This window comes from Parasedimentitalea huanghaiensis (assembly GCF_009753675.1).
Classification (GTDB): domain Bacteria; phylum Pseudomonadota; class Alphaproteobacteria; order Rhodobacterales; family Rhodobacteraceae; genus Parasedimentitalea; species Parasedimentitalea huanghaiensis.
Window position 1 is genome coordinate 366,727 of record NZ_WQLV01000002.1, and the last position, 22,403, is coordinate 389,129.

General features: G+C 55.8%; 25 protein-coding genes. 11 read left to right on the forward strand and 14 right to left on the reverse strand.

All coding sequences use genetic code 11. From position 1 onward, the window contains the following. Nucleotides 1–73: 73 nt before the first annotated feature. The 3 genes from GO984_RS05480 (at nt 74) to GO984_RS05490 (ending at nt 1,569) form a co-directional block, all read left to right on the forward strand. On the forward strand, nt 74–811 hold the full coding sequence (locus GO984_RS05480) for an N-formylglutamate amidohydrolase (protein WP_157021539.1): 738 nt from the start codon (nt 74–76) through the stop codon (nt 809–811). A gap of 121 nt (nt 812–932) precedes the next feature. Further along, nucleotides 933–1,172, forward strand: coding sequence for a DUF6868 family protein (locus tag GO984_RS05485; RefSeq protein WP_157021540.1), 240 nt, complete (start codon nt 933–935; stop codon nt 1,170–1,172). A gap of 82 nt (nt 1,173–1,254) precedes the next feature. Next, the gene (locus tag GO984_RS05490; protein ID WP_157021541.1) at nt 1,255–1,569 is read left to right on the forward strand and encodes a DUF1244 domain-containing protein; all 315 of its coding nucleotides are present in this window, start codon (nt 1,255–1,257) and stop codon (nt 1,567–1,569) included. Between the two features lie 45 nt (nt 1,570–1,614). On the opposite strand, the gene GO984_RS05495 is transcribed toward GO984_RS05490, so the two are convergent. From GO984_RS05495 to dgcN, 7 genes are all read right to left on the reverse strand, one after another. Then, nucleotides 1,615–2,091: a YybH family protein gene (locus GO984_RS05495; RefSeq protein ID WP_157021542.1), complete on the reverse strand. Its 477-nt coding sequence runs from the start codon at nt 2,089–2,091 to the stop codon at nt 1,615–1,617. Between the two features lie 37 nt (nt 2,092–2,128). Beyond that, nucleotides 2,129–2,944 (reverse strand): RNA polymerase sigma factor, encoded by an 816-nt coding sequence (locus tag GO984_RS05500; RefSeq protein ID WP_157021543.1) that lies wholly within the window; start codon nt 2,942–2,944, stop codon nt 2,129–2,131. Nucleotides 2,945–3,075: 131 nt separating this feature from the next. Then, nucleotides 3,076–3,711, reverse strand: coding sequence for a MarC family protein (locus tag GO984_RS05505; RefSeq protein WP_157021544.1), 636 nt, complete (start codon nt 3,709–3,711; stop codon nt 3,076–3,078). A gap of 209 nt (nt 3,712–3,920) precedes the next feature. Then, nucleotides 3,921–5,078: an MFS transporter gene (locus GO984_RS05510; RefSeq protein ID WP_167740234.1), complete on the reverse strand. Its 1,158-nt coding sequence runs from the start codon at nt 5,076–5,078 to the stop codon at nt 3,921–3,923. A gap of 46 nt (nt 5,079–5,124) precedes the next feature. After that, a complete protein-coding gene (locus tag GO984_RS05515) occupies nt 5,125–5,985 on the reverse strand; it encodes a D-amino-acid transaminase (protein WP_138161248.1) in 861 nt (286 codons plus the stop codon). 10 nt (nt 5,986–5,995) lie between these two features. Then, entirely contained in the window at nt 5,996–6,961 is a 966-nt protein-coding gene (gene dgcA, locus GO984_RS05520) for an N-acetyl-D-Glu racemase DgcA (RefSeq protein ID WP_157021545.1), read from the reverse strand. Nucleotides 6,962–7,015: 54 nt separating this feature from the next. Continuing rightward, on the reverse strand, nt 7,016–8,017 hold the full coding sequence (gene dgcN / locus GO984_RS05525; RefSeq protein ID WP_157021546.1) for an N-acetyltransferase DgcN: 1,002 nt from the start codon (nt 8,015–8,017) through the stop codon (nt 7,016–7,018). 306 nt (nt 8,018–8,323) lie between these two features. On the opposite strand from dgcN, the gene GO984_RS05530 reads away from it, so the two are divergent. The 3 genes from GO984_RS05530 (at nt 8,324) to GO984_RS05540 (ending at nt 10,514) form a co-directional block, all read left to right on the forward strand. Next, nucleotides 8,324–9,283, forward strand: coding sequence for an L-malyl-CoA/beta-methylmalyl-CoA lyase (locus GO984_RS05530; RefSeq protein ID WP_157021547.1), 960 nt, complete (start codon nt 8,324–8,326; stop codon nt 9,281–9,283). A gap of 63 nt (nt 9,284–9,346) precedes the next feature. Beyond that, nucleotides 9,347–9,949, forward strand: coding sequence for a hypothetical protein (locus GO984_RS05535; protein WP_157021548.1), 603 nt, complete (start codon nt 9,347–9,349; stop codon nt 9,947–9,949). Nucleotides 9,950–10,100: 151 nt separating this feature from the next. After that, nucleotides 10,101–10,514: a hypothetical protein gene (locus GO984_RS05540; RefSeq protein WP_157021549.1), complete on the forward strand. Its 414-nt coding sequence runs from the start codon at nt 10,101–10,103 to the stop codon at nt 10,512–10,514. A gap of 425 nt (nt 10,515–10,939) precedes the next feature. On the opposite strand, the gene GO984_RS05545 is transcribed toward GO984_RS05540, so the two are convergent. Continuing rightward, nucleotides 10,940–11,392, reverse strand: a complete 453-nt coding sequence (locus tag GO984_RS05545; protein WP_157021550.1) for an Lrp/AsnC family transcriptional regulator — start codon at nt 11,390–11,392, stop codon at nt 10,940–10,942. Nucleotides 11,393–11,464: 72 nt separating this feature from the next. Between GO984_RS05545 and GO984_RS05550 the strand changes: the two genes are divergently transcribed. After that, nucleotides 11,465–12,061 carry a LysE family translocator gene (locus GO984_RS05550; protein WP_157021551.1) on the forward strand — a complete coding sequence of 199 codons (597 nt, stop codon included), beginning with the start codon at nt 11,465–11,467 and terminating at the stop codon, nt 12,059–12,061. 55 nt (nt 12,062–12,116) lie between these two features. Here GO984_RS05550 and GO984_RS05555 read toward each other — a convergent pair whose 3' ends face one another. Further along, nucleotides 12,117–12,755, reverse strand: a complete 639-nt coding sequence (locus GO984_RS05555; protein WP_157021552.1) for a GyrI-like domain-containing protein — start codon at nt 12,753–12,755, stop codon at nt 12,117–12,119. Nucleotides 12,756–12,760: 5 nt separating this feature from the next. Next, nucleotides 12,761–13,594, reverse strand: coding sequence for an AraC family transcriptional regulator (locus tag GO984_RS05560; protein WP_157021553.1), 834 nt, complete (start codon nt 13,592–13,594; stop codon nt 12,761–12,763). Nucleotides 13,595–13,794: 200 nt separating this feature from the next. Here GO984_RS05560 and GO984_RS05565 point away from each other — a divergent pair, with 200 nt between their 5' ends. The 4 genes from GO984_RS05565 (at nt 13,795) to GO984_RS05580 (ending at nt 17,701) form a co-directional block, all read left to right on the forward strand. After that, on the forward strand, nt 13,795–14,757 hold the full coding sequence (locus tag GO984_RS05565) for an acetyl-CoA carboxylase carboxyltransferase subunit alpha (RefSeq protein WP_157021554.1): 963 nt from the start codon (nt 13,795–13,797) through the stop codon (nt 14,755–14,757). 177 nt (nt 14,758–14,934) lie between these two features. Next, nucleotides 14,935–15,420: an Lrp/AsnC family transcriptional regulator gene (locus GO984_RS05570; protein WP_157021555.1), complete on the forward strand. Its 486-nt coding sequence runs from the start codon at nt 14,935–14,937 to the stop codon at nt 15,418–15,420. A gap of 138 nt (nt 15,421–15,558) precedes the next feature. Further along, nucleotides 15,559–17,019 (forward strand): NAD-dependent succinate-semialdehyde dehydrogenase, encoded by a 1,461-nt coding sequence (locus GO984_RS05575; protein ID WP_157021856.1) that lies wholly within the window; start codon nt 15,559–15,561, stop codon nt 17,017–17,019. 193 nt (nt 17,020–17,212) lie between these two features. Next, nucleotides 17,213–17,701: a PAAR-like domain-containing protein gene (locus tag GO984_RS05580; protein WP_157021556.1), complete on the forward strand. Its 489-nt coding sequence runs from the start codon at nt 17,213–17,215 to the stop codon at nt 17,699–17,701. Nucleotides 17,702–17,796: 95 nt separating this feature from the next. Here the strand turns inward: GO984_RS05580 and GO984_RS05585 are convergent, their stop codons facing one another. From GO984_RS05585 to GO984_RS05600, 4 genes are all read right to left on the reverse strand, one after another. After that, nucleotides 17,797–18,534, reverse strand: coding sequence for a helix-turn-helix transcriptional regulator (locus GO984_RS05585; protein ID WP_157021557.1), 738 nt, complete (start codon nt 18,532–18,534; stop codon nt 17,797–17,799). Between the two features lie 409 nt (nt 18,535–18,943). Beyond that, nucleotides 18,944–19,591 carry a GntR family transcriptional regulator gene (locus GO984_RS05590; RefSeq protein WP_425339640.1) on the reverse strand — a complete coding sequence of 216 codons (648 nt, stop codon included), beginning with the start codon at nt 19,589–19,591 and terminating at the stop codon, nt 18,944–18,946. A gap of 47 nt (nt 19,592–19,638) precedes the next feature. Beyond that, nucleotides 19,639–21,486 (reverse strand): adenylate/guanylate cyclase domain-containing protein, encoded by a 1,848-nt coding sequence (locus tag GO984_RS05595; protein ID WP_157021559.1) that lies wholly within the window; start codon nt 21,484–21,486, stop codon nt 19,639–19,641. Between the two features lie 141 nt (nt 21,487–21,627). Then, nucleotides 21,628–22,311, reverse strand: a complete 684-nt coding sequence (locus tag GO984_RS05600; RefSeq protein WP_157021560.1) for a M48 family metallopeptidase — start codon at nt 22,309–22,311, stop codon at nt 21,628–21,630. Nucleotides 22,312–22,403 lie beyond the last annotated feature (92 nt).

Below are 22,403 nucleotides of genomic sequence, written 5' to 3' on the forward strand. Positions count from 1 at the left end.
CAGGGCTGCTTATCGCGCAATTCCCCTTTTACCGCAACTCCCCTATAGATGCGACAAAAGAGATGACAGGCAGATGACATACACACCCTATTTTATTCACGGCGCTGACCGTCCCGCCCGCTGGCTGATCACATGTGACCACGCCACCAATGTTGTACCCCCTTTTGTCAACGATGGCGACCTGGGTCTGCCGCGCGAAGACATGGAACGCCACATTGCCTATGACGTTGGCGCCTACGAGGTTTCCAAACACCTTGGCGAGATGCTGGATGCGCCGGTGATTGCATCGAATTTTTCCCGTCTAGTGATCGACCCCAACCGCGGTGATGACGACCCCACCCTGCTGATGAAGCTTTATGACGGCACCATTATTCCCGCCAACCGCCACGCTGACGCCGCCGAGCGTGAACGTAGGCTGAGTGAATGTTACCGCCCTTATCATTCTGAACTGTCAAAACTGGCGGACCGTGAAGATGTTGTGATCATCTCGGTTCATTCTTTCACACCACAGCTGCGTGGTCGTCCGCAACGACCATGGGAAATCGGCATCCTGTTCCCCAAGGATGAGCAGTTCTCGCCACATGTGGTTGAACATCTCAAACCCCATACCGATGCGCCTGTTGGTGTGAATGAACCCTACAAGGGGTATCTGCCCGGGGATGCCATCGATACCCATGCCTCGACCCATGGGCGTCCCAACACCCTGATCGAGCTGCGCAACGACTTGATCGCGGAGCAAGCAGGCCAGATTGCCTGGGCCGAGAAACTGGCGGTGGCCCTGCCCTGCGCCCTAAGCAGTGCGGGCTTCTGACTCAACCTAACCCTACGTCAACTTGCATGTATTTCAGGCCGCACATCATTGTGGCACAGGCCTGAAATACCCATATTCAGAGTATAGGAAACACTGGCGAACACTCACATAGGAGAGACCCATGACCCTTGTTACATTGACCACTTTCTTTGGTTGGATGACTGTTCTGAACATTGGCTTCTTGACCATCACAGCGCTGGTTTTGCTGGCTGGTCACGAGAGGCTGGCCACCCTGCATGCGGGCATGTTCAACATGGAAACCGCGGATGTGAAAAAGGCCTATTTCAAGTACATCGCCAATTATAAGATCCTGACGCTTGTGTTCTGTCTGGCACCCTATATCGCGCTGAAGCTGATGTAGCCCACAACCAACCCGCATTGAACGACCGACGTCCGTTTGCTAGTCACGCAGGCGGACGTATTTGTTTTGAAGGAGCGCATCGATGGATCCGCAGACCGAGATTGAACTCCAGGCCGCTGCATTCCGCCGCCTGCAGAAACACCTGATGGAAGACCGCACCGACGCGCAGAACATCGACCTGATGAACCTGGCCGGGTTCTGCCGCAACTGCCTGTCGCGCTGGTATCAAGAGGCTGCAAACGAACGTGGAATCGAGATGGACAAAACCGAAGCGCGTGAGATTTTCTACGGCATGACCATGGACGAGTGGAAAGCCAACTATCAGACCGACGCCAGCCCGCAAAAGCAGGCCGAGTTCGACGTCGCGTTCAAAGAGAACGTGACCGATAAAGGCTAAGCGAATTAATGAAGAGCGGAGGCCGAACTCCGCTCTCCACTGACCTCAGCTACCTTGCGATGCCAACAGTTGCGCGCCATGAGGGTTATCAATCACCATGAGCCAGGTCCCACCTGGTTGACGGCGCAACACTGCAACTGACAGCCCCGATTGGCTGATCTCTGTTCCATCCGGCGCACGACCCGACATTTGCCATGGCGTGATGTGCAGGGCAGTATCCCCCGCGATAAACACCTCATGTTCGCCAAATTCGAAAATCGGGTCCACAGCCGACATCCCGGTGAACATGGCCCGCAATGTATCCGGGTCAGACACCGGTTGTCCAGGTTCGAACATCACCGTTGCTGTGTCCTCGTAGGTTGCCATCACCCCGTCAATATCCTTGGCCATAAAGGCACTGCTCATCGTGGTGATTGTTTCCAGTACTTTTTGCTGTTCAGTGGTCATTGGCTTTCCTTCTGCTGCCAGTGTGATTGGGGCCGACAAGACAAGCGCCATCAGCCATGCAAATGCATGTTTCATAAGTGTATTCCTTTGGTTTGGGTTTAGGGTGGAGGGGTTAGTTAGGGTCCGGAGGGTTCACAATCTGCAGCACCTTGGCCGCCAGATTATCGGTTGCCGCCAAGGCGCCAGTGGCCTGTTGCAACTTCTGCGCCACCAGGGCGGCTTCGGTCTTGGCCGCGACTTGACGGACATCCCGATAGCTCGGTGCATCCTGCAACATCACTGAGGGGCTGTCGCCAATCCGCCCCGATGCCAGCGCTGCTGGCAAGCGACGTGGACAGGAACACGGCGCATCTGAATTGGCCAAGCCGCAGCTTTTAGCGGTGAAGGCCAGAACCTTGGACCGCGCCCGCGACAGTCTTTGGCGATAAGTCGCAGAGGGGATATCCAGGGCAGTCGCCGCCTCTCGGTGGTCCATTTCAAGGATTTCTCCAAGCACATAGGCCGCGCGATGGTTTGCATCCAGACACAGCAGCATCGCCATGGTGCAGCGCACCCGCAGCTCATTCAGCATCACATGGTCTTCGGGGGCAGCGGCAGAGTCATCTGCCAACCCGTCCAATAGGTCCTGAGCAAAGAACTCAAACGTCAGACCGGGATCGCGCGCCATCACTTTCTTCGCGGTCAAAAGGTAATTGGTGGCGACCCGGTAGACCCATGTTTCAAACTTGCTGTCACCCTTGAACGTCGACAGTTTTGTCACCACCCGGATCAGGATCTCCTGCGTCGCATCCTGCGCCAGGCTGGCATCCCCCACCATTCTAAGCGCCAAACGGTGCACCCGGTCCTGAATGTGCAGAACCAACTGCTCCAGCGCGGCAGCCTCCCCTTGCTGTGCCTTGGCGACGATACTGTTGATACTCTGACCCATCCGGCTGTCCTTTGCTGTTGTCTGATAGGTTAGACAATCCGCAGCCCGGATGTGTGACAGAATTTTTGAATCTTTTTCAGGTGCTCAGTTGTTCGGCACCAACTAAGTGCTTCATCAGACCTGTCAAAAGGTCAAAGTGAACCCGTGCGGATAATTTCGATAAATGCAGACAGCACCGTATCTGCGGCAACAGAGGCCAAGATCATACCCATGACCCTGCTAACAATAGCAGCGCCCGAGTTGCCGATCACCCGAATGATGGGGTCAGCCAGCATCATGAACAGGCAGGCGATAGCCATGACGCCCGCCATAACCACACCCGTTATTGCCTGATCACTGACCCCGAATTGAGCGTTGTCCGTTAGCATGACAATAGCCAGCATCGCACCCGGAGAGGCAAGCGACGGCACTGCCAGTGGGAAAATTGCTGGGGATGGCGCGGTGTCTTGCGCTTGTTCCTCCTCCTCGACAGATCGCCTGTCGCTTGCCGGTTTTGAATCGCCAAAAATCATGGTCAGAGCAAACAGGAACAATACGATACCACCCGCCACCTGGAACGACAGCAGGCTAATCCCCAAAGCATCAATCAAGATCTGACCGAGCATCAGGAAGAACAACAGCACGCCAATACTGACAACCGTTGCCAGCAACGCCGTTTTGCGCCGCTCTGACGCGGCCATGCCGGCCGTCACCGCAATAAACACGGGGATGGTGCCAATCGGGTCGATGACAACCCACAGGGTGATAAAACGTTCGAATAAATCCATAGCCGCACATGAACCACATGCATCAGTCCGATGCACGACCAATTGCACAGCTCGCAACTATAGCCGCAAGATCTCGCCCACGTAAAAACGCCAAGCTCAAAGTCGCGGTCAAAGAGAACATGGCGGATAAGGCCTGACATCAGGGCGATCCTACTGAAGCAATCGACATACAGAATTTCCCCCTAGCAATGTCGGAGGCAAAACCTGTTTCAAGGGAATCTGTTTCGGGAGTCCTGCATAGAAAGTTTTTTACTCAACAGCACGATCATCGCCGCCAAAACCGCCAGGAACAAAAACGCCACCCTCAGCGATGTCGCCTCGGCTAGGAAGCCGATAACCGGCGGGCCAAGCAACAACCCGCCATAGCCAAGGGTAGAGACAGCCGCAAGTGCAGCCCCCGGTAAAACATGCGGATCATTTGCGGCCCGGCTAAAGGCCAGTGGCATGATCATCGCATAGCCAACTCCCATCAGGAAAAACCCGGTCAACGCCATACCGAAGGTACCAAAGCCCACGGCACACAACACACCGACCGTAGCCACTGATCCAGCCAATCGCGCCGCACCAACGGCTCCCAACCGCAGGGTGATGCCATCCCCAAGCAGTCGCATCACAACCATCGCTATCGAAAATACAGTATAGCCCAGAGCCGCCTGAGCCTCGGTTGCACCGGATGAATGCACCAGAAAGATAGCGCTCCAGTCGGCCATGGCGCCCTCGCCCAAGGATGAGCAAAACGCGATAAACCCAACCGCAAACAATGGCCCCTTAGGCAGCCTGAAAATCGGGCCTGCCGGGCCTGTTTCCCGAACATCTGAGGTCCACTCGGCCCGTGCCGACGTCAGGGTGATGGCAGCAGCCACGGTCGCGGCTATGATGAAATGAGGGGTGATCCCAATGTCATAAGTCTCGGCCACAAAACCGGACCCTGCCCCCAAGCCTGCCCCAAGACTAAACATCGCATGAAAAGATGACATCACCGGTCGACCGATATGTCGCTCTGCCTCTGCGGCCCAGACGTTCATCGCCACATCCATGCCGCCATGTGTTGCCCCAAACAGGAACAAAGCAGCAGCAAGTGCCAGATTCGTCGGGGCAATAGCGATCAAGAACAGTGTTCCGACATAAGCTATTGCCACCCTCCGAGTGACTTTGGCCGCACCGACCCTGTCCGCGAACCGACCGGCCAAAGGGAAGGACGCAATGGCTCCCGCTGCCAGTAGCAACAACAACCCACCCAGATCAGCCGGACTCAGGTTGAAGCGGGCTGCCACGGCAGGAATGCGTGATGCCCAAATGCCAAACAGTGCGCCGTTCAAGATGAACATGGCGGTCACAACCCGCCAAGCTGTCCGGGGATCAGGCATCTATGATGGCTCCTCGGCGGTCCTTGGCGGGTCAGTCTTAGTTAGATCAGATCGCTGCTTTGCGGCTCTCATCCAGATAGATCTCGCGCAGACGTGTGGCGATTGGGCCCGGTGTCCCATTGCCCAGCGCAACACCGTCAATCTCAACCACCGGCATCACAAAGGCAGAGGCCGAGGTGACAAAGGCTTCATCCGCCTCTTTGGCTTCGTCAATGGTGAAGAGGCGTTCCTCGATCTCCATCTGTGCCTCAGCAGCCATACGCAGCACCGCCTTGCGGGTGATACCATGCAGGATGTCGGTGGACAGCGGCCGCGTTACGATCTTGCCGTCTTTGACCAAATAGGCGTTGTTACTGGTGCCTTCGGTGACATGGCCATCTTCGACCAGCCATGCATCATCACAGCCAGCTTTCTTGGCCATCATTTTACCCATCGACGGATACAGCAACTGCACGGTTTTAATATCCCGGCGGCCCCAGCGGATGTCTTCGATCGAGATGATCTTGGCGCCCTTTTTGGCAGCAGGGTTATCGGCCAGACCGGGTTTGTTCTGGGTGAACAGCACAATAGTCGGCTTGGTGTCCGCCGATGGGAATACAAAATCCCGGTCGCCGTCAGAGCCACGGGTAACCTGCAGATAGACCAGCCCCTCGACAATGCCATTGCGTTCAACCAGCTGACGGTGGATTTCCAGCAGTTCATCCTTGGAGCAAGCCGCCTGCATCTCCAGTTCGTCCAGCGAACGCTGAAGGCGCACAGCGTGCCCGTCAAAATCGATCAGCTTGCCGTCCAGAACTGTGGTCACTTCATAGACGCCATCCGCCATCAGAAAGCCGCGGTCAAAGATCGAGACTGTGGCCTCATTTTCCGGAAGATATTCACCGTTTACATATACGGTACGAGTCATCGTGGTCTCCTCAACCCCAAAGTGCCGGTTTAGGCGGGTGCACGCCGGCAGCGTCAAAATGCAATGGTTCGTCTCGGTCTTCGGCTAACAGCAGTGGCCCGTCAAGGTCCGTAAACACCACACCCTGCGCAAGAAGTGTCGCCGGCGCCATTGCCAACGAGGATCCGACCATGCAGCCAACCATAACATCATAACCTTCGGCTAGTGCGTCCTCGCGCAGCTTCAGCGCCTCGGTCAACCCGCCGGTTTTGTCCAGCTTGATATTCACCACATCATACTTGCCTTTTAGCTTGGGCAGGCTTGTACGATCGTGACAGCTCTCATCCGCGCAGACAGGCACTGGGCGGTCCATGCCAATCAGCGCGTCATCTTCACCGGCAGGCAAGGGCTGTTCAACCAATTCAACGCCCAAACGCACCAGATGCGGCGCAAGGTCGGAATAGACCTTGGCGCTCCAACCTTCGTTGGCGTCGATGATGATCTTGGACTCAGGCGCGCCCGTGCGAACAGCCTCCAATCGGGGCATGTCATCCGGAGTGCCCAGCTTGATTTTCAACAGGGGGCGAAAGGCGTTTTCTGCCGCCTGTTGCTGCATCTTTTCAGGTGTATCAAGCGACAGGGTATAAGCGGTAATTTCCGGTCCCGGCGCTGGCAGACCAGCCAATTCCCATACAGGTTTACCAGCTTGTTTTGCCTCAAGATCCCACAGCGCACAGTCCACCGCATTGCGGGCTGCACCAGCGGGCAGAAGCGACTGCAATTCGTCCCGTGTAAAATCAGCGGGCAAACCGGCAATCTCAGCGGTCACGCTATCCAGTGTTTCATCATAGCGCGCATAGGGCACACATTCGCCCCAACCAGTCACGCCGTCTTTTTCGACCTTAACGGTCAGTACTTTGGCCTCGGTCCGGGACCCGCGCGAGATGGTAAAGACCTGCGCCAGTTTGAAGACGTCCGGCGTCACGGTGATTTTCATGTCTCTATCCTTTTGACAGAAAAAGGGCGTCTGTTGCCAAACGCCCCTTACAAATCAGACTGCGGCCAGCGCGTCTACCAGACGTTCTGCACCGTGACGATATGGGTCAACTGCTGGCAGTCCCATGCGCGCTTCGACCTCAGCCAAATAGCTGACAGCCTCATCTTCGCTCAGGTGCTGGGTGTTGACCGAAATGCCAACAACCTGACAGGCAGGATTGGACTTGCGGGCCAGTGGAAGCGCGGTATCGCGCAACTCTTCCAGCGACGGCAGATCATAGCCCGGCAGACCACGCATATGTTCGCGGGTTGGTTCGTGACACAGGATCAGCGCATCCGGCTGACCGCCGTGTACCAGCGCCATAGTCACGCCAGAGTAGGAGATGTGGAACAGGCTGCCCTGCCCTTCGATGTGATCCCAGTGATCCGCATCATTGTCGGGCGTCAGGTATTCAACTGAACCCGCCATGAAATCGGCAATCACCGCGTCCAAAGGTACACCGTGACCAGTGATCAGGATACCGGTCTGGCCGGTGGCGCGGAAGGTGGATTTCATACCCCGTTTCTGCATTTCAGCGTCCACAGACAGGGCGGTGTACATCTTGCCGACCGAACAATCGGTACCCACTGCCAAACACCGCTTGCCGCTGCGCTTGACACCATTGGCAATTGGATATCCATCGGTTGGAACGCGCACATCGTGCAGAGTGCCGCCATGGGTCTGTGCCGCAGCGACCAGATCACCCTCGTCGCGCAGCAGGTTGTGCAGGCCCGACGCCAGATCATAGCCCATTTCCAGAGCCTGAATCAGCACTTCTTTCCACGCGGATGAGATCACCCCACCGCGGTTGGCCACACCAATCACCAATGTCTTTGCACCGGCGGCTTGGGCCTCGGCCAGAGACATCTCGGTCAGACCAAGATCAGCACCACAGCCAGGCAGGCGAAACTGACCTACGGCGTTTTCAGGACGCCAGTCACGGATGCCAATAGCAACTTTGGCAGCAAGCATATCGGGTGCGTCACCCAGGAACAGCAGATAAGGGGTCTCGATCATCTTGGGGCACTCCATGGAATTTCTTTGTCCGCGCGACTCTAATTGAGCCCCTGCGCGATGAGTTCCCAAATTACCTTTCGCGCCCCACGTCACACACACAATACTCCCGCAGAATCCGAAGTTGTTCGAAGATTATCCCGACAATTGGCCAAGCACCACTAATCCTTGTGCTTGATAGCGCAACCACGACCATTGCTGCGTTCGCAATGCTGCACCCGCACAATTGAGCTTGCGCAGGTCAACGCAATTTAATAACACATGGCAAGATAGATTTGTAACTTCCTTACCCATACAGGTGATCCGCACATGAGCTTTCGCATCCAGCCCACCGCCCCGGCCCGCCCAAATCGCTGCCAGCTGTTTGGCCCCGGATCGAACACCAAACTGTTCCCCAAGATGGCGGCTTCGGCAGCGGATGTGATCAACCTTGACCTCGAAGATTCAGTTGCCCCCAGCGACAAGGATACCGCCCGCGCCAACGTGATCGAGGCGCTGAACACCGTGGACTGGGGCAACAAGTACATGTCGGTGCGGATCAACGGTTTGGATACGCCCTACTGGTATCGCGACGTGGTAGACCTGCTGGAGCAGGCCGGTGACCGGATTGACCAGATCATGATCCCCAAGGTGGGCTGCGCCGAAGATGTTTACGCGGTGGATGCGCTGGTCACGGCCATCGAACGCGCCAAGGGCCGGACCAAGCCAATTTCGTTTGAGGTGATCATCGAATCCGCTGCTGGTATTGCACATGTCGAGGCGATTGCCGCCTCCTCTCCTCGCTTGCAAGCGATGTCGCTGGGCGCTGCGGATTTTGCCGCCTCAATGGGAATGCAGACCACCGGTATCGGTGGCACGCAGGAAAACTATTACATGCAGCGCGAGGGCGAAAAGCACTGGTCCGACCCTTGGCATTGGGCACAGGCCGCAATTGTTGCCGCCTGCCGCACCCATGGTGTGCTGCCGGTTGATGGGCCGTTTGGTGACTTTTCCGACGACGAAGGCTTCCGCGCCCAAGCGCTGCGCTCGGCCACCTTGGGCATGGTCGGCAAGTGGGCTATCCACCCCAAGCAAATCGCGCTGGCCAACGAGGTGTTCACCCCCTCTGATGCCGCCCTGACCGAGGCGCGCGAGATCCTGGACGCGATGGAAACCGCCAAAGCCAATGGCGAAGGGGCCACCGTTTACAAAGGCCGCCTGGTCGATATCGCCAGCATCAAGCAGGCCGAGGTGATCGTGGCCCAAGCGGAACTGATCGCCGGGAACTGACGCCCTTTACTTTCATGGCAATCTGGGGCGTCCTGCGGGGCGCCCTTTTGTTTAGGACAGATCATGACCAAACTAACCCTGTTTCATACCGCCCATGTTCATGCTGATACATTCAACACGCTGGCGCCAAATGCCGAGCTGGATCACACCGTGCGCGAGGATTGGCTGGCGCGGGCGCAAGACGGTATCGACGAGTTTCTGGCGACCGAGATCGCATCAGCGATCCAAGCGGCTGATGGCCCGGTCCTGTGCAGTTGCACCACCATTGGCGAAGTCGCAGAACAGGCTGGCGCGACCCGGATCGATTGGCCAATGATGCAAGAAGCGGCACAGATCGGTGGGCCGGTACTGATGGCCTATTGTCTCGACAGCACCGCCGCCCCTTCCGAAGCTCTGTTGCGGCGTGCCTTCGGCGAAGATGATCCACAACTGACCTGCCTGAAACTGGCGCAGCACTGGCCCCTGTTTGAGGCAGGGGAGATTGACGATTTTGCCAATGCGCTTGCTGCTGACATCAAGGCCACGCTGGAGCAAAATCAGTTCAGCTGCGTGGTGCTGGCCCAAGCCTCGATGGCGGGAGCAGCGAAAGTGTTGCGCGCGATTACAGATGTGCTGGTGTTGGCCTCGCCAGAAATAGCAGTGCGGTATTTACTGACAGAGGGCTAGGATCGGTTATCGCCTCCTGCGTCACAATATGACGCAGGCCACAACCCGCGGCCCATCTTTCGCAACAGCACCATAGCCTGTATCGCAAAGGGCGCGATCCTTAGCCTGTCGCCGGGGTTGCACTCCTTACTTTGCAATCATGGAACTCCAAATGTCGCAGGCTATCTCCTTCTTTCAGCGCAGACGAAAACAGCTGGCCCTGGCGGCCAGCCTTTATGTGATCCTCCTGATCCTCTTCCATTGGCAGTTGCCGCCGGTGCACGTCTGGCTCATCGCCGCGTTCTTTTCGATCATCATGAACTTCACTTATATGACCGAGGCCTATGCGCGGCAGGAGTGTCTGAAGCTGGAGGTTCTGGTTGCCAGTGTTCTGATCCTTGCGTCCGTTCTGGGCGCTGCGGTTTGGCCCCTGTTCGTCATTGCCGCGATCTTTGGGCATGGGGTTTGGGATATCTTCAAACACTACGGCGCCGGTGTTCCGTTTTTCTCTTGGTACACCTTGAGCTGCTTTGCGGTGGATACGCTCTATAGCGGCGCGTTGCTGGTCTATTGGATGGAATTGTAGCACGCTAAAATGGCGGACCATGGCACGGGGCCGTGGTCCGGTGCCGCTGGGCTGACCGGTGCTTGGGCTAGTTGAACACTAAGTCCTGTTCGGTAGTAGAAAAGGCGGTACCGCCAAAAAGCGGGGATGAGAGGGAGATCAATCCCACAAGCTAAACGTTGTCTCTGCCTGCCCACAATTGGGGCTCTGTTCCTGATGCCGGAGGTACTAGGCCCGGCAGTGATCGCGATCAATCAAGGTTTTGCCAAAGGATAGAAAATATAGCATTACAGAGGCGTACGCCGGGTGCGCAACCCCATACCTCATTCCGCCCGCCTGTCGCAAAGGTTTCGCAGTGAGTATTTTCGGCAAAAAGAAACATCGGTGTTGCGCGAAGTCTTGGGCTTCTTTTTGCTGGAAATACTCAAATCCCAGAGTTGCCACACTCACGCGCGCAGGTCCTTGGGCGACCCCATCACAACATAGGTGGTAATGGCCGTTACATAGGGCGAGGTGCCCAGAATATCGGTGTGAAAGCGTTTGTAACTGGGCAGGTCCGGACATTCGACTCGCAACAGGTATTCAATTGTGCCGGTGATATTGTGACATTCCACCACTTCGGATGCTGCATCCATCGCTTGTTCAAACGCGTGTTGCGCGTGTTTGGTATGATCGCCCAGCCCGACGGCGATATAGGTCACAAACCCCGTCCCCATTGCCTCGCGGTCCAGCACAGCGCGGTAGCCGGTAATGATGCCTTTTTGCTCAAGATCCTGCACACGACGCAGACAGGCCGAAGGTGACAGGCCCACCCTGTCGGCCAGTTCCAGATTGCTGATACGGCCATCCAGTGAAAGCTGATGCAATATCTGTTGGTTTATGCGGTCCATTTTCGCCATATATTGCAGAAATAGACCAATCACGCCGCGTAACGCAATTACATTTGGTGCATTTATCGCAAACCTTAGCGCATGACTTATGATATATTCCTTGCGCTTGCGCTCTTCGCCTTTGTTTCGTCCATCACGCCGGGACCAAATAACCTCATGCTGATGGCCTCGGGGGCCAATTTCGGTTTTCGCCGCACCATCCCGCATATGTTGGGCGTGGCGCTGGGGTTTGTGTTCATGGTGCTGCTGGTCGGCGCTGGGTTGGTGCAAATCTTTGACGCCTATCCGGTCAGCTATACGGTGCTGAAAGTCGGTTCTGTGATCTATCTGCTGTACCTCGCCTGGAAGATCGCCAACGCGGGGCCTGCCGAGGCGGGGGAAGCCAGTGGCAACCCAATGACATTTCTGCAAGCAGCAGCATTTCAGTGGGTGAACCCCAAGGCCTGGGCCATGGCACTGACCGCCATCAGCGCCTACACGCCAGACCAAACCCTAACCGCGATCTTGCTGGTGGGCGTGGTGTTTGGCGCGGTCAATCTGCCCTCGGTGAGTTCGTGGACCGTGCTGGGCCAGCAAATGGCGCGGGTGCTGACGAACCCACGCCGCCTGACCGCCTTCAACTGGACTATGGCGGTACTGCTTGTGGCCTCGCTATATCCAGTGATCTGGCCCAGCTAACAGACCTACCTCACAACTTCCTGAACTAAGCCCGGCGCCCACGTCGGGCCTTTTTTCATTTTGGCACAACTGGTTGGCGCAAAATTGTTTTTAGCTTTTCAGGAGCAACGCGCCGCGCGTCGCTCAGATAAATCTCATGATGTGGCCCGTTAAAGGTCAGCCCTTGCCCCGGCATCAGCTCATCATACAAATGCGCCAGCGTTGCGGCCTCATTGGTATAGGGGCCAACATGCAGGGTTTGCAGGCAGCGCCCCTCTTCCAGCCTGCCGTGATAGACGCGCCCCAATGTATCGGCATCCGTTGGTGGGTCTTTCTTTTTGGCCAGCTTGCCTAAGGCTGTTTCACGCACCTGCTCAAGCATATCTGGCAACACATGTTTTGGCAGGCGGATCATAGCAGTCCAGACCCAAGCCGCGCGATCATTGCGCACAAATGCGGTTGGGTCATCCGCCATCCACTGCGCCTCTAACGGTGGCACGGTGAAATCCTGCTCTGCCGCCTTGCATTTGAACTTCACCCCGTAAGCCACCGAATAGAGTGCCGCGATGGCCTTGCTAAAATCCGGCCCGCCGGGATCGCCCTGCCCGTCGACCATCACATAGGGCATGGAGGGAATCACGAGATCATCCCAGCGCCCGACTTTGCCGGTGTATTCAGATTTATAGGCGCGTCTAAAATCAAGTTTTTTGGTCATGAGGTTCACTTTAATGGCAAACAAATTTCTGTCAGCAGATCCTCGGGCGCGGTGTTACGCGGCGAGTTCAGCGAGATCTCGTAGCAAGGCATATCGGCAGGTTCTTCACCTGAGTTGGGCAACCAGTTCCCAAACAGGGTTTGATAGGCTTCGGCCAGCCCGGCATACGGACCTTTGTAGGTCATCACCGCGGTTTTGCCACCGGGCAGGTTGTATTCCTCTAGCCCTTCGGGGATCACATCCCCCTGCCAGATCACCCCGGCACGGCTGTTTAGTTTGTCCTCTGGGATGACTTCGGGGTTGTCACAATAGACACCAACAAAGCCACCAACATCGGGCCACAGATTGCGCGAAATGCAGATGGCCACGAGATTTTCGAACACCTTACCGATTTTGTAATAGGCGCCAACGTGGCGGATTGAGGCGAGACGACGTTTTGGTTCTTGGCGTATGGCAACTGGGTACATTCTGAAATCTCCTGATTTGAGTGTCGACACAGGAGGCAGTGCACGGCCCGCAGCGCGAAACGATGCCGGACGCGCGCCGAACATCTCGGCAAAGGCGCGGGCAAAGCTGGCAGTGTTGGGGTAGCCAATATCAGCGGCGATCTGGTCGATTGACCGGTCATCGTTCACCAGCCAGATCGAGGCCCGGTGCAGACGGATGCGGCGCACAGCCTGGGCGCAGGTTTCACCTGTCATAGCGCGAAACACCCGGTGCCAATGAAACCGCGACATGGCAGCGACATCGGCAAGGGTATCGAGTGACAGGTCCCCGGCAGGGTTGTCATGGATGTAGCTCAGCACCCGAAGGATCCGGTCTTCGTAACTGTTTGGCATTTGGTCTTACTGCTCCTTAGTCGCCGGAGATGTGCCACGGCGGCAGGTTACAAATCTTGCTGAGTTGAAGCAGACATTCGCTCAGGTTGGTAGCTTTCTCTGCTTCAAATTGGCCAACCGCCAAATCCAAAGCCTGCCAACAGTTGCATCTGACCCGCCCTAGGGTCATATATCGGGAAATTCCGCGCGTGTGAGGCGATATGACCCAGTACCTGAACTTTGAAAAACCCCTGGCCGAAATCGAAGGCAAAGCGGAAGAGCTGCGTGCCCTGGCGCGGGCCAATGAAGAGATGGACATTGAGGCCGAAGCAGAAGCGCTGGATGCCAAAGCAGAACAATTGCTGGTGGACCTGTATAAAGACCTGACCCCTTGGCGCAAATGTCAGGTGGCACGCCATCCTGAACGGCCACACTGCAAAGATTACATCAAAGCTCTGTTTACTGAATATACGCCACTGGCCGGCGACCGGAACTTTGCCGATGACCATGCGGTTATGGGTGGCCTAGCGCGGTTCAACGATCAGCCCGTGATGGTGATTGGCCATGAAAAAGGCAGCGACACTAAATCGCGTATTGAGCGCAATTTTGGCATGGCCCGCCCTGAGGGCTATCGCAAAGCCATTCGACTGCTGCAGATGGCGGACAAATTTGGCCTGCCGGTGATCACACTTGTCGACACACCCGGTGCCTACCCCGGCAAGGGTGCCGAAGAGCGGGGCCAGTCCGAGGCCATTGCGCGTTCAACTGAGGCCTGCCTACAAATCGGCGTGCCGTTGATTTCGGTGGTGATCGGTGAAGGCGGCTCTGGCGGTGCAGTGGCTTTTGCCACAGCCAACCGTGTGGCGATGCTGGAGCATTCGGTTTATTCCGTAATCTCACCCGAAGGCTGTGCCTCAATTCTGTGGAAAGATGCCGAAAAAATGCGCGAAGCCGCCGAGGCACTGCGCCTGACCGCGCAGGACCTGCAGGAACTGGGTGTCGCTGACTATGTGGTGAGTGAGCCCAATGGCGGCGCCCACCGTGACGCAGAGACCGCTATAGCCGCTGTGGGTGATGCCATTCAGAACCTGCTGGACGAGATGAAAGCCATGGACGGCCCGGCACTAATCAAAGACCGCCAACAGAAGTATCTGGATCTGGGGTCCAAGGGTCTCGCGGCCTGATCCTCCTGTTTGGTTAGCTATTGAGAAAGCCCCAGCCCAAGAGGTTTGGGGCTTTTTGTATTCATGGACATTTCAACTTGGGTGCACCAACCGTGCGCGTGACTTGAACGTCACAAATACCCTAGTGCATTATGGTTCAGCTATTGATCCTAATTTGAGTGGGGCAGATAGGGCGGCATGCTCAAGCTTGATCGTATCGATTTTCAAATCCTTAGAGTTCTGTCCAATAATGGGCGGATCACTAAGGCTGCTTTGGCTGAACAAGTTGGCCTGTCACCATCGCCGTGCTGGGAACGTCTGCGACGGTTAGAAAAATCCGGGCTGATCTCGGGATATCGGGCAGAGATAAATCTGCGGAAAATACCCGGGGCCGTGACCGTATTTGTAACGGTAGAGTTGGATTCCCATGCCGTGGCCCGGTTTCAATCCTTTGAACGCACCATTGGCGACCATCCGGAAATCACCGGATGCTGGGCGATTGGTGGCGGCTATGATTACCTCATTCAAGTCGTCGCACCTACAATTGAAGCCTATCAGGATCTGATTGAATCCGTACTGGAAGCCTCTGGCGATATTGCGCGCTATTACTCCTATGTCGTGACAAAAACCGTTCGTCAGCCAGGGCCACCACTACACCTACTTGCCGGCAATTCAGACGAATAGGCTGCAAAAGAGCCAATCGACGGTTGTTTCATCTGAATTGACAGGCATTTTCGGCCTCATCATCTGTTGCAAGCGCCTAAGCTCCCCCCCCAAATGAGGGGTTTTGTCATGTTGGTCACGATGGTCACGATGGTCACGATGGAAAATACGCAGGCGGTATCGCTGAAACAAATGCCTTTGGTGAAAACCGGGGGCTATATTGGGGGGATCTGGCATCAGTCTGGTGCCACGTTTAGGGTCACGGATCCGGCAACCGGAGATGAGATCGCTGAGGTGTCCGCGATGGAAGCGAATGCGGCCACGGATGCTGTTCGAATCGCCCAGGATGCGTTTGGCCCCTGGGCAGCACTTTTACCGCAAGATCGCGCTTTGGTTTTAAAGAAATGGCACGCAAAAATCATAGAAAACCGGGAAGAACTGGCCTGGATCATGGTTGCGGAACAGGGCAAGCCCATTTCAGAAGCCCGTGGAGAAATTGACTATGCGGCCAGTTTTGTTGAGTTTTATGCAGAAGAGGCCAAGCGCACCAACGTCGAAGGGATCACCAGTCATCTCGTCAATGCCGAGGTTGAACTTTGGCGCGAACCCATTGGTGTTGTGGCGCTGATCACGCCATGGAACTTTCCTTCGGCAATGTTAACACGCAAAGCTGCCGCAGCTTTGGCCGCGGGTTGTACAATTGTTGCACATCCTTCTGCTGAAACACCATTGTCCGCCCTTGCATTGGCCCAGCTGGCAGATGACGCAGGCGTTCCCGCAGGTGTGTTCAACGTATTGCCGGGAGACGCAAAAACCATTGTTACCCCTTGGTGTGATGACACCCGTGTGCGGGCTTTGTCGTTCACGGGGTCAACCGAAGTGGGTCGCCTGCTGTATCGTCAATGTGCCAATACGGTTAAGCGGCTGGTGTTGGAACTTGGTGGCCATGCCCCGTTCATTGTCTTTGAGGATGCGGATCTGGACCGCGCCGTTTCCGAGGCAATAAACGCAAAATTCGCAACCAGTGGTCAAGATTGCCTTGGCGCGAACCGAATGTTTATCGCCCGTGCAATCTATGATGAATTTTGCGAGCGGTTCACGCAGGCAGCCCGTCAGCTGACGGTCGGGGCGGGAAAAGATGATCCAGATATTGGCCCTCTGATGCATGACCGCTTGGTCCAAAAACAGGCTGAGCAAGTTGCTGATGCTGTGTCGAAGGGCGCGCGGCTAACTCTGGGAGGTAAGGTGCACAGCGCCGGGCCGCTGTTCTTTGAACCGACCGTCCTTGTTGATGTGCCCAGCACCGCAGAAATCATGCGCGACGAGACATTTGGCCCGGTTGCTGCATTGACGCCATTTGACACCGAGGACGAAGTCATTGCTCGGGCAAATAACACTGAATACGGCCTTGTGGCTTATGTTCACACACAGGACCCCAAGCGCATCTATCGCATGTCCACATCGCTTGAATTTGGCATGGTCGCGATCAACCGCACGTCAGTGACTGGCCCACCGATTCCGTTTGGTGGCGTGAAACAATCTGGACTTGGTCGCGAGGGTGCACGCCATGGTCTGGAGGAGTTTACCGAGCTTAAATATGTGTGTCGCGACTGGAGTTGAGGAACCAATACACAGCGCAGGCAAATAATTGAATTACCGGGTGGTAACGCGGTTGGCTTGCCAATCCACCGGGTAAATACCCCCATTGGGGTGCTGGGGAAACCCTGCGCTGGGGTGATCCGTTGCGCAAAGAATCGCTTGCGCCAGTTTTATAGGAGAAAACTGGCGCCAAATTTGCTATTATAGTGGGGTCATGTTTCCGGGTTCCTCAAAAAAGAAGAAGGGCGGCGCATCAATTGCGTTCCCTGATGTGTGCAAAGTCCCGGCCCCACCAGCCCCATTTGTGCCGGTTCCTTTCCCCAACATCCAGATTGCATCGTCAAACTTCAAAAGTGCGTCGGTCAAAATTGAGAAATTCAAGACAAATTTCAAAAAGACGAAGGGCGACGAGGCCGGAACAGCAAAAGGTGTAACAGCGTCGATCGCTAAGATGGCGACCATTTTTGCGAGACACGCGGTCACGGTTAAGGCCACCGGGAAGAAGGCATCAAAACTGATGTTCCCGAATCAAGCGGCCAAGGTTTTTCAGCAGGCGCAGAAACAGCAAAAGACCTTCGAAAGTCAGCTTAAGAAGGAATGCAGCAAACTGCTGAAGGCCTGTAAGGATGACAAAGATCAGCAGAAACTAGCAAAAACGCTCATATCAATGGTTGGAAGCGCCGCCCGCGGTCATCCCGTGTAGCAATCTGTGCAGCGCAGCAGTTTTACGATCAAAAACCGGTGGCTCAATTGATGGCCCCTGTCTTGTCGCGTGCGAAGCATCGGGTTTCATTTTTCTCACAAAGAGATCAGACCACGAGACATGGCCAGTGCCAGCGCGTGTTCACGGGTGTTCGCGCCCAGAGATTTTCGAGCCTTGGCAAAGTGTTGCGACACGGCCGTCTCACTGATGCCAAGGGTTTCTGCAATGCGAGAGGTCATCATGCCTTCGGCCAAAAGGCTTAGAACTTCTCTTTGTCGGATGGACAAAGGAGGGTGCTGCTTTGTGTGGTAGGTTAGATCGTGCGGGATCACTTCCGGGGACAGGGTAGATGCTAGCAATGCTGCCAAAAGGTCTTTGCTGGCCATATCGGACTGTATTTGATCAGGACGTTCATGTTCGAATGCCAAAGAGACAAACCGCCCGAACCCGCCACTTTCGCCAAACCGGCTACAGTGCAGAGTTTCATACCCGACACTTTTCAATCCATGGTTTATTGCCCAGACCTTTCGGTTTTCCATCTCGCTTTGTCGGGCTTGCCCGCAGTGCAGCAGTATGCGTCCGGGACCTCGCGAAAGACCTTCGACCAGAGGATCATGAGATAGGTAGTCTTCGCCCAGATATTCCTCCATCCAACTCACAGGCATATTTGTCGAAATCCAGGCAACCTCTTTTAGCGACGCTTCGACCTCAGCCACCAAAATGCTTTTGACACCCATTTGGTCGGCAATTCTCTCAGCTGCCAGCCAGCGCGAGTTATTCTGGTCAGCACTAAGAAGGGCGTTCAAACTATCAATCAGCTCGTTCTTCTTCATTAACCAAACCCAACCTGACGCAACAATTTACCATCATTTGATTGAATCGAACAAAACTCAGCGGGTGCAACCCCTTGGCGACTCAATCACCGATCTGCAGTACAACTATCAATGTTGATAGTTGCGTAGTCATCAATAATTTATCAAGAATTAAAACGTGCTGATCTGCATTGACAGCATCCGGGCTGCCGTCAGAAAAACAATTTTTTGACGAGTGAACCTTTATTGGTCATGTGACGCAAGAGTATCTTGTTCACCTGGCTGGATGTTTGGGCAACCAAATGTCTGTGTAATTTGTTTGGGGCTTTTTCGGTGCCTATAGCGAAGCAATATTACTGTCGGTAACCCGGTTACTTTACGCATCTGACTACCCGGTGCAGGCCAGTCATTTAACCAATGGCCCCGGCCCCTACCCCGCCAGCATCCGCAGCCCCTGGGTCACGTCTGACCGAACCGCCAAACGCAGGCCCGGTTCATCCCCAGCTTTGAGTGCGGCGATGATGAGTTTGTGATTGTGTGGAGGTTCAGTCCGGCGCAGGCGGCCGTACAAGGCGCGCATTGTGGGGCCCAGCTGCAACCAGACAGTTTCGGCCATCGCCAGCATCGCCGGGGCCTGAGCACGCAGATACAGGGCACGATGGAATTCCAGATTGGAGCGAATATAACCCACTGCATCGCGTTTCGAGATCATTTCAGCCACAGTCATATTGATGTTCTGCAACCTGTCGATCAGCGCCATATGGGCCCGCGGCAGGGCCCTACTGGCCAGCTCCACTTCTAGCAGGGCGCGCAGGGCAGCCAGCTCTTCAATCCGTTCATTGCTGAGTTCGGGCGTCGAGACCCGGCCCGAAGAGGTCAGGAACAATGCGCCTTCGGCCACCAGCCGTCGCACAGATTCACGGGCGGGGGTCATCGAGACTTCAAATTCCCGGCCAATACCCCGTAGTGTCAGCGCCTGCCCCGGTGCGATTTCTCCATGCATGATCCGGGTGCGCAGCGTGCGATAAACCCGTTCGTGGGCCGATGTCGAGATTTCGGAGGGGCGTGGAGAAACCATCATACGCCTTTGTGATCACATAGACACCTGACGTCAACACCTTGGGGTCAAGGATTACCGTTTAACCCCGCCAGCCGCAGTCCGGTCAGAATCCTATGCGCAGCTGCAGGATCCGAATAGGGAACGAGATCCGTAACTTCGCTCAGCCCAAGGTTTCGGTCGCGTTCTGTAAGGATGCGAAGCTCGGAGGCGGCATCATCGAACGCGCCGTCATTGGCCAGTGCAGCAACCCGAAACAAACGCGCCCTCTGCGTACTGGGATCCATTGCGATAGCTTGGTCGGCAGCAGTCAACGCTGCCTCGTCCTTGCCCGCAAGAAACAAGAGCTCGGCCTCAATTGCATGATAGAAAGCCGGCGCCAGGGGATTTAACTGGTTGGCTGTCTTTAGCGCCTCAGTCGCCAGTTCCTGTTCCCCCCGGAAAGTCAGAACCCAGGCAAGCGTCGCGTAGCCATCCGCATAGTTTGGATAGGTAGCCACCATATCCTGTGCCTGTGCCAAGGCGGTCTCCCCCTCATCATCATTCAAAGCTGCAACAATAGCGACCTGTTGCTCCTGCCGACTGAACGGCGGGCTGCTCAGCATAAGCTGGGCTTCAGAAATACGCTGTTGTTGGCCTGACAATGCGCCAGAAAATAAATCCATATGGGCCATCGCCAGCAATCCGCGGGCCTCTCCCATCGCTGGATCCAGCACCAATGCATTTTGCAACGCCTGCTTGGCCTCAATCTGGTTGTCTGCCCGCAGATGACTGCGCGCCTGTATCAAATGTTTATAAGCGTTGGGGTTTTGGGTGGTGGGTATAGGCGCCCCAGACGATGCGTCATTGTTGGGGGGCGGGAGATTCTTCAGCAAGTCCTGAACCAACGACGCTTGCAATGACAGCACGTCCTGCTGCGGTTGGGCTGGAAGCCTGAGGTAGTCCTGCTGAGAGCCGCTTAGGTCCAGAATATCAAGAGCAACCCCGAATCCGGACCGGTCTTCGACTCTGCCGCTTATCACAAAGTCTGCATCAAGCTGCGCTGCAATGTTTTGGTCTGAAATTTCCGGCCGCGCAAAACTGCTATGTGGCGCTATCACCACCAGATCAGGCCTTTGGGCCAATTCCGCAATCACCCCTTCGGCCAGGCCAACCGCCAGACCTGTATTCTGACTGTCAGTAAAAGCCCGGACGACAATCCGCGAGGGTCCGAGTTCAACCTGTGTTGCGGCGCTCTCCGCCCTCGGCTCGCCCCATGGTGCCAAGCTGGGGAGCAACCAGGCACCTAATACAGCCGCTAAAGCAAGCACCGAAGAGGAGGCCCAGATCAAAGGGCGTTGAACAAAAGGTGCCTGGGATGCCTCAGCCGTTTTGGGAGGGACGGTCTTTGGGATAGAGGTCAGCTCTTGCCCCAGAAGGTAGACCTGAACAGGGTCAGGAATGTTTTTGACCGAATGGGTGCCAAAGTTTTCAAACGCATAGGGTATTTTGTTGCGTACCTGTTCATGAGCGGAGGCTGACAGCGCCACCCCACCAGGCGGGGCCAGTGCTTCGATGCGTGAGGCCACATTGACGCCATCGCCGTATATATCACGCTCAGCAATCATCACTTCGCCAAGGTTGAGACCAATACGAAGTTGAAGCCGCTTGGAGGCGGCCACATTGTTCACCCGTCGCTGAATTACCGCAGCAGCCTCTACCGCGGAAATAACGCTGGGGAACACCGCCAGAACCCCATCCCCCATCAGCTTTATCACGCGGCCATCATGGCGTTCAATTTCGGGTGCAATCACGGTTTTCTGCTGATCCAGAATACGTTCCAGCGTGCCTGCCTCATCTTCGGCCATCATGCGGCTGAATTCGAAGACATCCGCGACAAAAATGGCGGCAAGGCGCCGTTTCGGTTTGAGGGTCACATTGGGCCTCTGGCAAGGGACTGGGCAAAAAACGCGAGTGCTAATAAGCAATTGTTAGCTGATACGGCACGTTCCGCCAAGTCTGCAGGGATGTTTGACCGACTATCATTGAGCTCGTAAGCTCCAATACAACGTCAAAACCTAATCAAACCGGTAGCGGTGCAGACTGCCCCCTTGGGTTTTCAGCCAGTTGCGGGGGGGCTGGTACGCGCCATACAGGGCTTCGACCTGCGCCCAGAACGCGGCCGAGTGGTTCATTTCAGCAAGATGTGCAACTTCATGCGCCGCGACATAGGTCAGCACATCGGGGGGTGCCAGGATCAGCCGCCACGAATACATCAGTGCCCCATCTGAGGAACACGACCCCCAGCGCGAACGGGTGTCACGCAGGGTGATGCGGGTATAAGATCGCCCCAGTGCAGCGGCGTAATGATCTGAGGCCTCTGCCAGTCTGTCCCGGGCCAGTTCACGCAGAAACCTCTGCAAGGCACGCCCTGACCATTTTGCAGGCACTTCGATCTCGTCATCCAGCAACTTGAACCGTTTTGTATTGCTGACAACGATCGCGCGATCGCGCCCGTCAATCGGCAAGCGAGCGCCTGCTTGCACAATCACTACATCTGAGTGTTTCGCCAAATGCGTTCTGATCCAATCTTCCTTTTCAGCCGCGAACTCCAGCGCTTCGCTTTCATGCAACCGCTTTGGTAAAGTCAGAGTCACCCGTCCATCCAACGCCGAAATGCGCAGGCTAATCCTGCGAGCCCGCGCTGAGCGGCGCAAAACCAAGGGAACCGGTGGGTTTCCGGGCAGGTTATGTTCGGCCATACGCGCCCCTCATAAGACTAAAGGCTTTGACAGTTCCTACCTCATATGGCACGTCACCGGAATCGTCGATACGACTCATGCATTAATCAAGG

Coding starts and splice junctions, on each gene's coding strand:
- dgcN (WP_157021546.1), bottom strand. CDS start 8,017: ATGATCGAGACCCCTTATCTGCTGTTCCTGGGTGACGCACCCGATATG.
- GO984_RS05540 (WP_157021549.1), top strand. CDS start 10,101: ATGTCGCAGGCTATCTCCTTCTTTCAGCGCAGACGAAAACAGCTGGCC.
- GO984_RS05570 (WP_157021555.1), top strand. CDS start 14,935: ATGCTCAAGCTTGATCGTATCGATTTTCAAATCCTTAGAGTTCTGTCC.
- GO984_RS05500 (WP_157021543.1), bottom strand. CDS start 2,944: ATGGGTCAGAGTATCAACAGTATCGTCGCCAAGGCACAGCAAGGGGAG.
- GO984_RS05555 (WP_157021552.1), bottom strand. CDS start 12,755: ATGACCAAAAAACTTGATTTTAGACGCGCCTATAAATCTGAATACACC.
- GO984_RS05495 (WP_157021542.1), bottom strand. CDS start 2,091: ATGAAACATGCATTTGCATGGCTGATGGCGCTTGTCTTGTCGGCCCCA.
- GO984_RS05510 (WP_167740234.1), bottom strand. CDS start 5,078: ATGCCTGATCCCCGGACAGCTTGGCGGGTTGTGACCGCCATGTTCATC.
- GO984_RS05580 (WP_157021556.1), top strand. CDS start 17,213: ATGTTTCCGGGTTCCTCAAAAAAGAAGAAGGGCGGCGCATCAATTGCG.
- GO984_RS05565 (WP_157021554.1), top strand. CDS start 13,795: ATGACCCAGTACCTGAACTTTGAAAAACCCCTGGCCGAAATCGAAGGC.
- GO984_RS05490 (WP_157021541.1), top strand. CDS start 1,255: ATGGATCCGCAGACCGAGATTGAACTCCAGGCCGCTGCATTCCGCCGC.
- GO984_RS05530 (WP_157021547.1), top strand. CDS start 8,324: ATGAGCTTTCGCATCCAGCCCACCGCCCCGGCCCGCCCAAATCGCTGC.
- GO984_RS05515 (WP_138161248.1), bottom strand. CDS start 5,985: ATGACTCGTACCGTATATGTAAACGGTGAATATCTTCCGGAAAATGAG.
- GO984_RS05550 (WP_157021551.1), top strand. CDS start 11,465: ATGACTTATGATATATTCCTTGCGCTTGCGCTCTTCGCCTTTGTTTCG.
- GO984_RS05590 (WP_425339640.1), bottom strand. CDS start 19,591: ATGGTTTCTCCACGCCCCTCCGAAATCTCGACATCGGCCCACGAACGG.
- GO984_RS05480 (WP_157021539.1), top strand. CDS start 74: ATGACATACACACCCTATTTTATTCACGGCGCTGACCGTCCCGCCCGC.
- GO984_RS05485 (WP_157021540.1), top strand. CDS start 933: ATGACCCTTGTTACATTGACCACTTTCTTTGGTTGGATGACTGTTCTG.
- dgcA (WP_157021545.1), bottom strand. CDS start 6,961: ATGAAAATCACCGTGACGCCGGACGTCTTCAAACTGGCGCAGGTCTTT.
- GO984_RS05505 (WP_157021544.1), bottom strand. CDS start 3,711: ATGGATTTATTCGAACGTTTTATCACCCTGTGGGTTGTCATCGACCCG.
- GO984_RS05535 (WP_157021548.1), top strand. CDS start 9,347: ATGACCAAACTAACCCTGTTTCATACCGCCCATGTTCATGCTGATACA.
- GO984_RS05575 (WP_157021856.1), top strand. CDS start 15,559: ATGGAAAATACGCAGGCGGTATCGCTGAAACAAATGCCTTTGGTGAAA.
- GO984_RS05545 (WP_157021550.1), bottom strand. CDS start 11,392: ATGGCGAAAATGGACCGCATAAACCAACAGATATTGCATCAGCTTTCA.
- GO984_RS05585 (WP_157021557.1), bottom strand. CDS start 18,534: ATGAAGAAGAACGAGCTGATTGATAGTTTGAACGCCCTTCTTAGTGCT.
- GO984_RS05600 (WP_157021560.1), bottom strand. CDS start 22,311: ATGGCCGAACATAACCTGCCCGGAAACCCACCGGTTCCCTTGGTTTTG.
- GO984_RS05560 (WP_157021553.1), bottom strand. CDS start 13,594: ATGCCAAACAGTTACGAAGACCGGATCCTTCGGGTGCTGAGCTACATC.